This is a genomic window from Bradyrhizobium sp. HKCCYLR20261 (assembly GCF_051168435.1).
In the GTDB taxonomy this organism is placed as follows: domain Bacteria; phylum Pseudomonadota; class Alphaproteobacteria; order Rhizobiales; family Xanthobacteraceae; genus Bradyrhizobium.
In genome coordinates this window covers 465526-478996 of the sequence record NZ_JBNPUZ010000002.1, presented here as the reverse complement: position 1 = coordinate 478996, position 13471 = coordinate 465526, and the positions used below count along the sequence as shown (strand labels likewise).

Sequence of the window (13471 nt, the reverse complement as noted above, 5' to 3'; positions counted from 1 at the left end):
ACGACCTTGCGCATGCGCGACCTGCGTCGTCCTCGCATCGCTACGATGGGAAGTGACCGGACAGCACAGCACATCCGCTGATGTAAGCGGTCAGGATTCGTGCCGAGTCCTCGAGGTCGGTGGTGACCCATAACTCCGTATGATCCACAGGCCAGCGAAAAGCAGGCAACAAGGATGGAGATCGTCCGTCCGATCTTACGGCCGCGAATGGCGACAGACATTGCGACTCTCGACGAGATCGCAGCGATCGCTCGCCTTTCATCAGGACCAGCCGAAGCAAGCCTTCGACCCCAACTCGAGATGACCGACATCATGACGCAATTCGAGACATCGCCCAACCGCTACGTCGTCGCATCCGACGGGGTGAAATATGCCTATCGCAAGCTCGGCAAAGCAGGCACGCCGCCGCTCGTGTGTCTTCAGCACTTCACGGGAACGATGGATTCCTGGGACCCTGCCGTGATCGATGCCCTCGCGCAGAACCGTACGGTCGTCGTCTTCGACAACGCCGGCGTGGGCGCATCCGGCGGCCAGACGCCCGACAGCGTGGAGCAGATGGCCATCGACGCAGAAGCCTTCATCGGCGCGCTCGATCTCGGCCCGGTCGATCTGCTTGGCTTCTCGCTCGGCGGCTTCATCGCGCAGGCGATGGCCGCGCGCGGCAAGATCGCGGTGCGCAAGATCGCCTCCGTGGGCAGCGCGCCGCAGGGCGGCGAGGAGCATCTGCTCGAGGTCGTCACCGCGGCTTTCGCGCAGAACGCGGCCGATGTCCGTCTTCCGCTGTTCTTCACCGCTTCCGAGCGGAGCCAGGCCGCAGGTCGGGCCTTTGTTGCGCGAGGGGCCAAGCGCACTCACGAACGTGATCCCGAGAGCGGCAAGGAGATCAGCGACGCCCAGGCCAAGGCCATCATCCGCTGGTGCGCCGACAAGACGACGGGGCACGCGCTGCTCAAGCGGATTGCTCAGCCGACCCTGATCGTCCACGGCAGCGACGACACGATGTTTCCGGTGAGCAATGCCTTCGAGATGTTCAAGGCCATGAGCAACGCGACCCTGATCGTCTATCCCGATTCCGCGCATGGCGCGCTGTTCCAATATCCCGAGATGTTCTCGGCGCACGTCGATCTCTTCCTCAACGCTTGAACGCACCTTCGCGCAGACAGGAGCTTTCCATGAACGCCCTCACCACCAAGATCATCCAGGCCCATGGCGATATCGCCGCATGGCGCGACTACACCAGCCTGACCGCCAGGCTGAAGCAGGGCGGCGCCCTCTGGGGCTTGAAGGGACATCCCGGCAAGCTCGACGAGACGTCGGTCACGGTCGGGCTGAAGGAGGAGTGGGCGTCCCACGCTCCGTTCGGCCCCGCCGGAAAAGTCTCGCTGTTTCGTCCCGACTATGTGTCGTTGAAGAACCGTGACGGCGAGGTGCTCGAGGAGCTGCGCAATCCTCGTGCCTCGTTCGCCGGTCACACGCTGGAGACGCCCTGGTCCGAGCTGCAGCTCGCCTACTTCGCCGGCTGTGCGATGTGGACGTATCTGAACCTGCCATTCCTGCTGGCGCGTGACGGTGTTCGCACCGAGACCTTGTCCGACTGGCAGGAAAACGGCGAGACCTGGCAGCGGCTGCGCGTGACTTTCCCGGCCGATGTAGCGACACATAGCACCGTGCAGACGCTCTACGCCGATGGCAACGGCCTCCTGAAGCGGCACGACTACGATGTCGAGATCGCCGGAAATACGCCAGGCGCTCACTACATCTCGGGCTATGCCGAGGTCCAAGGGTTCAAGATCCCGACCTCGCGGAAGATCTATCCACGTACGCCCGATGGCAGCGCGCTGCCGGAGCCACTGGTCGTTTCGATCGATCTCGCCGACATCAGGCTTGCCTGACCTCTCCTGATGCAGCGATCTACGCTTGATCTGGAACCGGGGGGCATCGCTCATGCGGCGCCCGCCCACAGGATTGCCCGGCCTCGGGCGGGCTGCTAGCGTTCGCACGGTGAGGAACGGCGAACCATGACGGATGTGATGACGGAGGCGGAAAAGGCGCAACAGGTGGTGGCTGCGCTGAGATCGGCGGCGTCGAGCCCGCCGGCCGAGGCTTTGCAGACCTTGAACGGCCTGATGGGATTGGTGCGCAGCCCGAGCGCGGCGGCGCCGCTCGAGGTCGAGGACGCGCGCTCCTCGGCCTTCATGTCGATCTGCGAGGTGGGCAAGGCGCTGCACCGGGGCCAGCCGACCGAGGCGCTATGGCCCGCGGCGCAGTCGGCCTGCGAGCGCTGGCTGGCGCTCGCGAAGTGAGCGCAGCGGACAGTCAGGTGAGCGGAGGGCAGGGCGGACGCCAACCCGTTGCGAGCCGCCTGAGCTGGCGCGCGATGACGGCGGCTGATCTGGCCGCGGTCGACCGTATCGCAGCCCGTGTGCATTCCGCTTATCCAGAGGAGCCTGCCGTGTTCGCCGAGCGGCTCCGTCTGCACCCCGCGGGGTGTCGCGTGCTGGTCTCCGACACGGCGGCCATCACGGGCTATGTGATCAGCCATCCCTGGCATCTCGGCAAGCCACCGGCATTGAACGTGCTGATCGCGCAGCTGCCCTTGCCGGCGCAGACCTACTACATCCACGATCTCGCCTTGTTGCCAAAGGCGCGCGGCAGCGGCGCCGCCGCACGAATCGTCGGTGAGCTTGCCGCCCATGCGCTCGAACTCGGCCTTCCCGCGCTGTCACTGGTGGCCGTCAACGGCTCCGTGCCGTTCTGGGAGCAGCAAGGGTTTGCGGTGGACGAGGCGGCCGCGGCCGAAGATCGGATCGCCAGCTATGGCGATGATGCGCGGTCGATGATCCGACGTCTCACCTGACTTGGAGCCTGCCGCTGACGACCGCGGCGCAACGCAGAACGGCCCGGCACAGCGCCGGGCCGTTGGCTGGTCGTCATCATGCCGGTGTGGAATTATTCCGGCATCGACATCGGCCGTCGCCACATGTCGCGCCGCCGGCTGAAGCGGTTCGCGTGCAGCATCCAGCCGGTGACCGGCCGGCCGTCGCGGTGACGGCCGCCGCTCTCCGCCGCCGCCCAGGCAGCGACGGCGCCGAGCAGGAGCGCAGTCGCAGCCGAGAACGCCAGGATGACGGTGCCCGCCCGCGTCCGCGAGATCGCGCTCTTGGCCGCGGCGATCACGCCGTCGACTCGCCGCTCGGCGTCGGGGGCCGCCAGGCCGGTGGTACCGGTGACGAGCTGCACCAGATAGGTGCGATCATCGGCGCTGACGCCGCTGTGGCTCGATGCCGTCAGCAGGATACGGCCCGCCTCGCTCCGCGCCGGGGCAAGATCGGGACTCGGCGCCCGCCGCGGCGAGCGGAACAGATGATCGAGTTCGTAGCTCAGTGCCGACGGCTCATTGGCCATCTGGGGAGCGGAGAGCGCATTTGGCCGTGTCGCCGCCGTGGCACCGAGCACCGCCAGCGTCGCGCCCAGCACCACCGCCAGCGACCAGGATGCAACGCCGTGCAGGCCGTCGCGCTTTTCGGTCTCCTCGCTCTCGGCGAGGCCGTGCGGCGCGCGCAGGCGCCCCGCGATGTAGCCGCCGCAACCGAAGCTGATCAGTGCCTGCAGGACCAGGTAAAGTCCCGACAGGATCCACAGCGCCACGGAAGCGTCACGCCATGTCGGCGCGGTGGAGCTGACGCCGAGGCCGACCGACATCGCGAAACTGATCAGGATCGACGAGACGGCGGCGGCGGCGAGGGCGCCTGCAATGACAGGGGTCCATTGCAGCGTCCAACTGTCCGCAGGCGCGCGTGCCATCGGCGGCGCGGCGACGGGCTGGGTTTCCATGCTCATGCTGTCGTCTCAGCGCAGGCCGAAGAACGACAACACGGCCATGATGACCACGATCAGGCCAACGAGATAAATCAGTCCGTCCATGGTTTCCTCCTCCAGTTGGACATCGGTCGCCGTATAAGCTGCGGCGAGGCGCAATGTTCCGAACGCGCGCGGGGGAACAGGCGGCGCACGATCGTGCGGCCGAACAGGCCGTCTGTCGCAACAGGGAGGTGTCAGGCTTGCAACACACCAGGACAGTGGTTGCAGCGTGCTGCGACGGCCAGGCAGGCCGCCGCGCGTTCTCAACTCGTCGTTCTCAGCTCAAGCGGTGTTGGCGTTCGGTTCGTCGAGAGGCAAGGCCTTACCGGTGTTTATCGGTGGGGATAGTAGCCGCGCTGCCGGCCGTAAGCATAGGCCGGGTTGATGCCGCAGCCCGCGTCGGTGCCGGAGGCGGAGGCCAGGCACTGCTGATAGGTGGCGAACTGGCAGTTGCCCGGATATCCCCAGATCCTGCCCTGCAGGCAGTACTGGTCCTGCGCGGCGGAGGCGGGTGAGATCGCGGCGAAGCCGGTCAGCATGGCGGTGGCAGAGAGAGAAGCAAATAGCAGGCGTCGCATAGGTTTTTTCCTTGCGTTGAAGGTGTCAGTGAAACGCGGGGGTGCACGGGCCCGTTCCTCGCGGGTTACATTAACTGTTGTGTCCTTGTCACAGCCTTCCGTTCACGCGCGGTGACAAATTGCTCGTGTCCGCCGGCACCGAAGCGGTAACGCTCGTCCCGTTTCGAAGGATCAAGGCGCCTGCATACGTGAGGCCGGAACATTCGTCGAATCCTCCGGTTGCTATCACTCGACAGTGATGGACCGATCCCATGTTTCGCCGCTCCCGGAAATCAGACATCACGCACCAGGACCCAACGGGCTCCTACGGCGCGAGGCGCCCCGGTGGACGAGGGACCGGAGGCATGCTGGCGCTTCTCGGCCTCGCCTTCCTGATCCAATATCTGGAGCAGCGGCCCGAATCGTCGGGGCGTACGCGACACGACGACGGCCGCGGCCGGCTCGCCAACTCGCCGGCGGAGATTTCGGCGCGCGGCTGGAAGGACGTCCTGTTCCGGGTCTATGAGAACGTCACCGAGCATAGGATCGTGGCGCTGGCCGCGGGCATGACGTTCTATACGCTGCTCGCGATCTTCCCCGCGCTGGCGGCGCTAGTGGCGATCTACGGCCTGTTCTCCGATCCGGCCAAGATCACGGGACACCTTGAGCAACTGCAAGGAGTCATGCCCGGCGGAGCCATCGACATCGCGCGCGACCAGCTGACGCGGGTCTCCGCCAACGGCAGCCAGGCGCTCGGCATCACTTTTCTGGTGAGCCTTGCGATCTCGCTATGGAGCGCCAATGCGGCGATGAAGTCGCTGTTCGACACGCTGAACGTCGTCTATCGCGAGCCGGAGCGGCGCGGCTTCTTCAAGCTGAACGCGATCTCACTGCTGTTCACCGGCGGCGCCATCCTGTTCGCGCTGCTCGCCATCGGCGCCGTCGTCGTGCTTCCCGTGCTGTTGAACACTCTCGGCCTGTCCGAGGTCGGCGATCTCGTGCTGCGGATCGGCCGTTGGCCCGCGATCTTCGTCTGCGTCTCGCTCGGGCTGGCGCTGATCTACCGCTACGGACCGGACCGTGAGGAGCCGAAATGGCGCTGGATCAGCTGGGGCAGCGCGCTGGCGGCAGCGCTGTGGCTCGCCGGATCGGCGCTGTTCTCCTGGTATGCAGCAAATTTCGGCAGCTTCAACGCGACCTATGGGTCGCTGGGCGCGGCGATCGGCTTCATGACCTGGATCTGGATCTCGGCGATCGTGGTCCTAATCGGCGGCGAGCTCGATGCCGAGCTCGAGCATCAGACCACGCGCGATACGACGACCGGCCCCGAGAAGCCGCTCGGCGCCCGCGGTGCCACGATGGCGGACACCGTCGGACGTTCCGCCTAGGCGGCCGTTTTCAAGGCGCCGGCACCGCCGTCATCGCGAGCGCAGCGAAGCGATCCAGGGGCAACACAGAGCGTGTGCATTTTGGCCCCTGGATTGCTTCGCTGCGCTCGCAATGACGATGGTTGGCAGTGTGCCCCCTCCCAAGTCTGTCATCGTCCGCGAAGGCGGACGATCCAGTACGCCGTGACACCTCGGCCTCATATTCGCTGCCGCGGAGTACTGGATGTTCCGCCGGAGCTTGTCATCCGGCCAGCCGGAGGCCGGAGGAACATGACGGCCTTGCAGACGGCGAAAGCTCAATCGGAAACAACCGCCATGCTCATTGCCTGATCGTCTCAGAACGTCGGCGCGATCGGCGTGATCCGTCCGAGGTGCTGCTCGATCACATCAGCCGCGTCGAGCACGACGTCCTCGCGAAAGCGCCGTCCGACCAGTTGAACGCCGGTCGGCAGGCCGTCGTGCAGCCCGGTCGGCACCGAGATCGCGGGAAGGCCGAGCACCGGGATCGCGAAGCACGGCGCCTGCGCCGCCACGATCTCGTAGAACGACTCGCGGCTTGCGACGTCTGCGCCGTGCTTGAACGGCGGCGCGAGCGAGACCGGACACAGCAACAGCGGCGTTTTATCGAAGAACGCATTCCACTTGCGCAGCCATGTCGCGCGCCGCGTCAGCGCGTCCATGTAGTCGACGGCGGAGGGGCGCGGCGCGTCGTCCATGTGCCACTTCATCGCGCGCTTGATGCCGTCGTCGCCATAGGCATAGACCGCCTCCAGCATGCGCGGCGCTTCGGCGCGCGACAGGATGTGCCAGTCTTCCATGATCGCGGCCATCTCAGGCGGATCGAGCTCCTCGATCACATAGCCTGCGGCCGCAAGCGCATCCGCTGCGCGCTGCAGCGCCGCGGCATTATGGGCGTGAACACCGCTCTTCACCGGATCGCGCGACAGCGCCACGCGCATCGGCCGCCGCATCGGCGCGCCCGCGAGCGGCGCCGGCACCCACCAGGAATCGCGGTGATCGCCCTGTGCCATCACCGACAGCGCGAGCCTGGCATCGGCGACGCTCCGTGTGATCGGGCCCTGGACCGACATCCATTGCAGCGACAATGCGCGTTCCACCTTGGCAGACGGATTGAACGCGGGAACGCGGCCGAAGCTTGGACGCAGACCCACCGTCCCCGTGCACCAGGCCGGATAGCGCACCGAGCCGGCGAGATCGTTGGCATGGCCGATCGGCGTGATGCCGGCGGCAACGCTCGCCGATGCACCGCCGCTGGAGCCGCCCGGCGTATGCTCCGGCGACCAGGGATTGAGCGTGCGGCCAAACAGATCGTTCTCGGTTGCCCAGCGCGAGGAGAACGCCGGCGTGTTGGTGCGGCCGATGATGACGGCGCCGGCCTTGCGAAAATTCGCAACGACGGGCGCATCCTCGGCCGCGATGTTGTCCTTGAAGGCGACGACGCCGTTGCTGTTGGCCTGGCCGATCTGATCGACATTGGTCTTGATGGTGATCGGCACGCCATGCAGCGCACCGAGCGCCTCGCCGCGTGCGACGGCGGCATCGGCGGCATCCGCCGCTGCGAGAGCCTCGGCGCCGAGATCGACCACCACGGCATTGAGCTTAGGATTGACCTCGGCCATGCGCGCCAGTGACGCCTGCACGGCCTCGCGGCTCGACAGTCTGCCGGCGCGGATGGCGCGGGCGAGATCGACGGCGTTCCAGCGCCAGAGCTCGTTGGATTGTGCGGTCATGAGACGGTCCATTACGGCGCGAGAGGTGGGGTGGATTCGGCGGCGGCGTGCTCGATCGCGGCCGCTGCATCAAGGACGAGGTCCTCGCGGAAGCGCGGACCGATGATCTGGACGCCGATCGGAATGCCCTCATGCACGCCGGTCGGCACGCTGATCGAGGGCAGCCCGAGGAAGGCGGTCGCGAACAGGAAGACATGCGAGCGATACAACCGATCGACGCTGGCAGCGCTCTCGACATCGACGCCGTAGGGCAGGGCGGTCTCCATCGCCACCGGGCACAGCACCAGCGGATGATCCTGCATGAACAGCTGCCAGCGCCGCAGATAGGTCGCCCGCGCCGAGGACAGCCGTATCAGGATGCCGACATCGAGCTCCGGCGTGCGATTCATCATCAGCTCGAAGGCGCGCCGCGCCAGCGCGTCGCCATGCTCAGCGACTTGCGCGGCAATCGTCACGCGCGACTCGCCTTGGGCAAAGTCGTTCCACGCGGTGGCCGCGGCGGCGACATCGGGCGGGTCGCGCCAGGTCACGTCGTAGCCCGCATTGTGCAGGATATGCGCGGCCTTGCGCACGGCGGCCTCGACTTCCGGCGCAATTCCGACGCCGGCGGGATCGAGGCAGACCGCGACGCCGGGATGGTCGATGCGCGGACCGTCGAGCGGCATCGCGACATGCCAGGGATCGCGCGGATCGGGCGCCGCCATGGCGGCGAGAGCCAGCCGTGCGTCCTCGACATTGCGCGTGATCGCGCCCTGCACCGAGATCAGTTGCAGCGACAATTGCCGCTCCGATGGCGCGGTCCCGTTGAAGGCCGGTACACGGCCAAATGACGGCCGCAGGCCGACGGTGCCGGTGCAATAGGCGGGATAGCGGATCGAGCCGCCGCCGTCATTGCCGTGCGCGATGGCGCACATGCCGGTGGCCGCGGCGACCGCCGCGCCGCCGCTCGATCCGCCCGGCGTGCGGTCGGGCCGCCACGGGTTGAGCGTGCGGCCGTGCAGGTCGTTGTCGGTGAACCAGCGCATCGAGAACGCCGGCGTGTTGGTGCGGCCGATGATGACGGCGCCGGCGCGCCGCAGATTGGCGACGACGGGCGCGTCGTCCTTGGCGATGTTGTCCTTGAAGGCGACGACGCCGTTGGTGGTCGGCAATCCCCGCTGGTCGACGTTGATCTTCGTCGTCACCGGCACGCCATGCAAAGGTCCGAGCGCCGCACCCGCCGCCACCATGCGGTCGGCGAGGTCAGCTGCTTCGAGCGCACTCTCGTGCTGCACCGAGACCACGGCATTGAGCTCGGGATTGAGTGCGGCGATGCGGTCGAGGCTCGCGCTGACGGCCTCGCGGCTCGTGATCTCCTTGGTGCGAATGGCGGCGGCAAGTTGCGTGGCCGACCAGCGCCACAGCGGCGTATCCATGCGTAGCAAACCTTATGCGATCAGGAGGATTTGGGAGCGGGGCGTCGCGCGAGGGTGCGCGCGTGCAGCGGCACGATGAACTGCTCGGCCTGTTCGATATGCGCCAGCATCAGCCGCTTGACCTTGGCCCGGTCGCCCTTGCGCAGAGCGGCGACGATCGCCGCATGCGCCGTGCAATTGGCATGGACGAAGGCGCGTTCGTCCGGCGCATGTGTCGGCGATGGCGCGGTGCCGGCCACCGCGCTGCGGATGACCTCGTTGACGAAGCGAGCCATCATCGCCAGCAGCGGGTTCGGGCAGGCTTCCGCCAGGATCTCGTGGAATTCGATTTCTGCCGCGCGTTGAGCGGCCCAGGCGTGGATGTCGTGATCGTCGAGCACGGCGATGCTGGCCTGAAGCCGCGCGAAATGGCTGTCGCTGAGATGACCGACGACGCTCTCGGCCAGCGCCGGTTCGACCAGCTTGCGCACGGCATAGATCTGCTCGGCCTCGAGGGCCTGAAAATGGAAGAAGCTGCGCATGTAGTCGAACACGCGTTCCTCTTCGATCGCGCGCACCCGGACGCCGCCGCGCGGGCCCGGGACCGAGCAGATCATGCCCTGGAATTCCAGCGACTTCAGCGCCTCGCGCACCGACCCGCGGCTGGCGCCGAACTCCGCCATCAGCTCCTTCTCGCCGGGCAGGGCGTCATCGGGCGCCATCGCCCCCTCCATGATCCGCGCCCGCAAGGCGCGCGCGATGCGTTCGGGGGTCTTGGCGGCAGGACGCATGTTGATGGTCATGATCATCATAATGATCATGATGAATTAAGGTGTCAAGGCGGGTTCCGTCTGGGTCGTGAGCGAGCAGGCTTCGATCGCGCCACGACCCCGCTGCGCTCCCCTCCCCCTTGCGGGGAGGGGTCGGGGGTGGGGGTCCCCGGAAAAAGTGCCGATGAGACCTAACCTCTCCCGCGAGCTAAGCGTTGATGCCTGCCGCTTGCGTCGCGTGCCCCACATTCCGCTCCGAGCAAGTCACCCCCACCCCCAACCCCTCCCCGCAAGGGGGAGGGGAGCTGACCGCCATCGCGGCGCTAGGAACTCTCACCAGACACAAGCGTCTCCCACCGCCTGCGGTGCCAGTGTCGGTTCCGCGGGAACCCAGAGCGGCTTCATCGTGTTCCTGTCTGGCCGGTCGAACCCTGCGGTTTGCCCCGGTCGGGTGATTGCCGTTGAGTTCATTGTCACGACGGAGCTTTGCATGACGGAGGAGCCTGTTCGCGGGAGCGACAATGGCGGCCCCGGCGATCTGCCGCGCGTTTCCACCGGGAGTAACGGCCTCGACGACATCCTCGGCGGCGGCTTCGATCCCAATCGCCTCTATCTCTATGAGGGCCGGCCAGGGACCGGAAAGACCACCATCGCGCTGCAATTCCTGCTCAAGGGCGTGAGCCTCGGCGAGCGCGTGCTCTACATCACCCTGTCGGAGACGGGCCGCGAACTCGACCTGGTGGCGCGACGGCACGGCTGGTCGCTGACTGGTGTCGACATTTTCGAACTGGTGCCGCCGGAGACCACGCTGGATCCGGAACGCGAGCTGACGGTGTTTCATCCGGCCGAGGTCGAACTCAGCGAGACCACCGGCTTGATGTTCGCCGAGGTCGAGCGGATCAATCCGAGCCGCGTCGTGATCGACAGCCTGTCCGAGCTGCGCCTGCTCGCGCAGAGCCCGCTGCGTTATCGCCGTCAGGTGCTTGCCCTGAAGCACTTCTTCGCCAGACGCAGATGCACCGTCATCCTGCTCGACGATCTCTCCTCGTCGCAGGACGATCTCCAACTGCATTCCGTTGCGCACGGGGTCGTGATGCTGGAGCAGCTCGCCATCGACTATGGCGCGGAGCGGCGCAGGCTGCGTGTGATCAAGATGCGCGGCATCGCGTTTCGCGGCGGCTACCATGATTTCACCATCGAGCCCGGCGGGTTGAAGATCTATCCTCGCCTGGTCGCGGCCGAGCATCATCGGAATTTCACCGGTGATTTCACGCCGAGCGGCAATGCGGAGCTCGACCAGTTGCTCGGCGGCGGGCTCGAGCGTGGCACCAATGCGCTGCTGATCGGTGCGGCCGGCGTCGGCAAGTCGTCGGTGGCGATGCTCTATGCGATCGCGGCCGCGCAACGCGGCGAGCATGCGGTGTTGTTCGCCTTCGACGAGGGGCGCGGCACCGTCGAGGCGCGCGCGCGGACGCTGGGCCTGGCGCTCGATGACCACATCGAATCCGGCCGCATCCGTTTCCAGCAGATCGATCCGGCAGAGCTGTCGCCGGGCGAGTTCGGCGCCATCGTCCGCGACAGCGTCGAGCGGGACAACGCCCGCGTCGTCATCATCGACAGTCTCAACGGCTATCTCAATGCCATGCCGGACGAGCGCTTTCTCATCCTGCAGATGCACGAGCTTCTGACCTATCTCGGCCAGCAGGGCGTGCTGACCATCCTGGTTCTGGCGCAGCACGGGATGGTCGGGCCGATGGATACGCCGCTCGACATCAGCTATCTCAGCGATGCCGTGCTGATGCTGCGCTATTTCGAGGCGGGGGGTAACGTCCGGCGTGCCATGTCGGTGGTCAAGAAGCGCAGCGGTCACCACGAGCATAGCATCCGAGAATTCCGCATGAGCAGCGCCGGCATCAGCCTGGGCCCGCCGCTCAAGGCGTTCAGCGGCATCTTCGCGGGCAGTCCGCAATATACCGGCACCGACATTCCCGAGACGAGCATGCCAGATGAGCGCTGAGCGGGATCACCGCGTTCTCGTTTTCGCGCCGATCGGCCGCGACGGCCCGGCCTCGGCGGAGCTGCTGCGCAGCGCGCGGATCGCGACGGCCGTTTGCCGCGACCTGTCGGAGCTCATCACGGAGATGAGCGCTGGCGTCGGCGCGGTGGTCGTGGCCGAAGAGGGGCTGTTCGCCAAGGCCACTGCGCCGCTGCGGCAATGGGCGGAGCGGCAGCCGCCCTGGTCCGACCTGCCGTTCATCGTACTGACCAGCCATCGTGAGCAGCGCGCTGTCGTGTCGTGGCGGCGCGAGCTGGTCCATGCGCTGCGCAACGTGTCGCTGCTCGAGCGGCCGATCCAGCCGATCACGCTGACCAGCGCGGTGCAGTCGGCGTTGCGCGCCCGCCGCCGACAGTATGAGATCCGCGCCTTGATCGATGCGCGCGAACAGTCGGCGCAGCAGCTCGAGCTGCTCGTCGTCGAGCGCACCCGCGCGCTGGCAGAATCCAACGAACATCTGCGCGTCGAGATGGCCGAGCGCGCCCGCGTCGAGGAGACGCTGCGGCAGGCGCAGAAGATCGAGGCGATCGGCCGTCTCACCGGCGGCGTCGCCCACGACTTCAACAACCTGCTGATGGTGATCTCCGGCGGCCTCGACATGCTCGACCGGCAGAGCGATCCGGCGCGGCGGCGGCGCCTGATGGACGGTATGATCCAGGCGGCGCAGCGCGGCGCGAGCCTCACGCGTCAGCTGCTCGCCTTCTCGCGCCGGCAGGAGCTGCGGCCGGAGCCGGTCGACATCGCCCGCCAGATCGGCGGCATGCGCGAGCTGCTCGACCGCAGCCTGCGCGGCGACGTGCACGTGCAGTTCGAATTTCCCGACAATCTGTGGCCGGTCGAGGTCGATCCCGGCGAGCTCGAACTCGTCGTGCTCAACCTCGCCGTCAACGCCCGGGACGCGATGCCGAGCGGAGGCACGATCGTGGTGCGCGCGGAGAACCTGCGCGATCTCGACGACGATGAACTGGCCGGCGACTATGTCCGCCTGTCGGTGATCGACACCGGCACCGGGATGAGCGACGAGGTGCGCGTGCGGGTGTTCGAGCCGTTCTTCACCACCAAGGACATCGGCAAGGGCTCGGGACTCGGTCTGGCGCAGGTCTATGGCTTCGTGACCCAGTCGCGCGGCAGCGTGCGGATCGACTCGGCGATCGGCAATGGCACGACGATCGCATTGTATCTGCCGCGATCCACCCAGGCCGCATCCAAGGATCAGCATCATCTGGTCGATCTCGACCGGCCGCGCCCGCGCCGCCCCGACGAAGGCCGGGTCCTGCTGGTCGAGGACGACGACGAGGTCGCCGCGCTCGTCAGCGAGATGCTGCGCCAGCTCGGCTACGACGTGACGCGCGCTGCGAGCGCTGCGGCCGCGCTCGGCGCGCTGGCCGATGGCCGCAACGTGGATCTGGTGTTCTCCGACGTCATGATGCCCGGCGGCATGAACGGCGTCGATCTCGCCCGCGAGATCCAGAAGCGGCGCGTCGACATGCCGATCCTGCTGACCTCGGGCTATTCCGGCGCGGCCGTTCACGCCGCGCGGGAGGCGGGGGTTCGGATCCTGCCGAAGCCCTATCGGATCGACGAGCTCGCCGCCGCGCTGGATGCGGTGAAGGTGGAGAACGTCTGGTCGCGTGCGCGCACGTCCTGATTAGTTGAGCAACGCAGCTATCGATAATCAAGCGTCAGCTCTGCGT

13 protein-coding genes are annotated in these 13471 nt (G+C 66.9%); 7 read left to right on the top strand and 6 right to left on the bottom strand.

Translation table 11 applies throughout. The annotated features are described in order from the left end of the window. Window positions 1-300 precede the first annotated feature (300 nt). From ACQR1L_RS05860 to ACQR1L_RS05845, 4 genes are all read left to right on the top strand, one after another. The gene (locus ACQR1L_RS05860; RefSeq protein ID WP_434856984.1) at window positions 301-1143 is read left to right on the top strand and encodes an alpha/beta fold hydrolase; all 843 of its coding nucleotides are present in this window, start codon (window positions 301-303) and stop codon (window positions 1141-1143) included. A gap of 29 nt (window positions 1144-1172) precedes the next feature. Then, window positions 1173-1892 (top strand): hypothetical protein, encoded by a 720-nt coding sequence (locus ACQR1L_RS05855; protein WP_434856983.1) that lies wholly within the window; start codon window positions 1173-1175, stop codon window positions 1890-1892. Window positions 1893-2030: 138 nt separating this feature from the next. After that, window positions 2031-2303: a hypothetical protein gene (locus tag ACQR1L_RS05850; RefSeq protein ID WP_434857245.1), complete on the top strand. Its 273-nt coding sequence runs from the start codon at window positions 2031-2033 to the stop codon at window positions 2301-2303. Between the two features lie 74 nt (window positions 2304-2377). Further along, window positions 2378-2857, top strand: a complete 480-nt coding sequence (locus ACQR1L_RS05845; protein ID WP_434856982.1) for a GNAT family N-acetyltransferase — start codon at window positions 2378-2380, stop codon at window positions 2855-2857. A gap of 92 nt (window positions 2858-2949) precedes the next feature. Here ACQR1L_RS05845 and ACQR1L_RS05840 read toward each other — a convergent pair whose 3' ends face one another. From ACQR1L_RS05840 to ACQR1L_RS05830, 3 genes are all read right to left on the bottom strand, one after another. Further along, entirely contained in the window at window positions 2950-3840 is an 891-nt protein-coding gene (locus ACQR1L_RS05840) for a hypothetical protein (protein ID WP_434856981.1), read from the bottom strand. Between the two features lie 9 nt (window positions 3841-3849). Continuing rightward, entirely contained in the window at window positions 3850-3978 is a 129-nt protein-coding gene (locus ACQR1L_RS05835; RefSeq protein WP_434856980.1) for a hypothetical protein, read from the bottom strand. A 215-nt stretch (window positions 3979-4193) separates the two neighbouring features. Then, a complete protein-coding gene (locus ACQR1L_RS05830) occupies window positions 4194-4439 on the bottom strand; it encodes a DUF3551 domain-containing protein (RefSeq protein ID WP_434856979.1) in 246 nt (81 codons plus the stop codon). A gap of 344 nt (window positions 4440-4783) precedes the next feature. Here ACQR1L_RS05830 and ACQR1L_RS05825 point away from each other — a divergent pair, with 344 nt between their 5' ends. Next, window positions 4784-5806 (top strand): YihY/virulence factor BrkB family protein, encoded by a 1023-nt coding sequence (locus ACQR1L_RS05825; RefSeq protein WP_434856978.1) that lies wholly within the window; start codon window positions 4784-4786, stop codon window positions 5804-5806. Between the two features lie 335 nt (window positions 5807-6141). Here the strand turns inward: ACQR1L_RS05825 and ACQR1L_RS05820 are convergent, their stop codons facing one another. From ACQR1L_RS05820 to ACQR1L_RS05810, 3 genes are read right to left on the bottom strand one after another with little or no spacing between them, the layout of a single operon-like run. Beyond that, window positions 6142-7557: an amidase gene (locus tag ACQR1L_RS05820; protein ID WP_434856977.1), complete on the bottom strand. Its 1416-nt coding sequence runs from the start codon at window positions 7555-7557 to the stop codon at window positions 6142-6144. An 11-nt stretch (window positions 7558-7568) separates the two neighbouring features. Beyond that, window positions 7569-8972 carry an amidase gene (locus ACQR1L_RS05815; RefSeq protein WP_434856976.1) on the bottom strand — a complete coding sequence of 468 codons (1404 nt, stop codon included), beginning with the start codon at window positions 8970-8972 and terminating at the stop codon, window positions 7569-7571. A gap of 20 nt (window positions 8973-8992) precedes the next feature. After that, the gene (locus ACQR1L_RS05810) at window positions 8993-9760 is read right to left on the bottom strand and encodes a FadR/GntR family transcriptional regulator (RefSeq protein ID WP_434856975.1); all 768 of its coding nucleotides are present in this window, start codon (window positions 9758-9760) and stop codon (window positions 8993-8995) included. Window positions 9761-10211: 451 nt separating this feature from the next. Here ACQR1L_RS05810 and ACQR1L_RS05805 point away from each other — a divergent pair, with 451 nt between their 5' ends. Together ACQR1L_RS05805 and ACQR1L_RS05800 are read left to right on the top strand one after the other, a co-directional pair. Further along, complete coding sequence (locus tag ACQR1L_RS05805) at window positions 10212-11738, top strand: ATPase domain-containing protein (RefSeq protein ID WP_434856974.1); 1527 nt, start codon at window positions 10212-10214, stop codon at window positions 11736-11738. Next, window positions 11728-13425, top strand: a complete 1698-nt coding sequence (locus tag ACQR1L_RS05800; protein WP_434856973.1) for a response regulator — start codon at window positions 11728-11730, stop codon at window positions 13423-13425. Before ACQR1L_RS05805 ends, ACQR1L_RS05800 begins: the two co-directional genes overlap by 11 nt. Window positions 13426-13471: the final 46 nt, after the last annotated feature.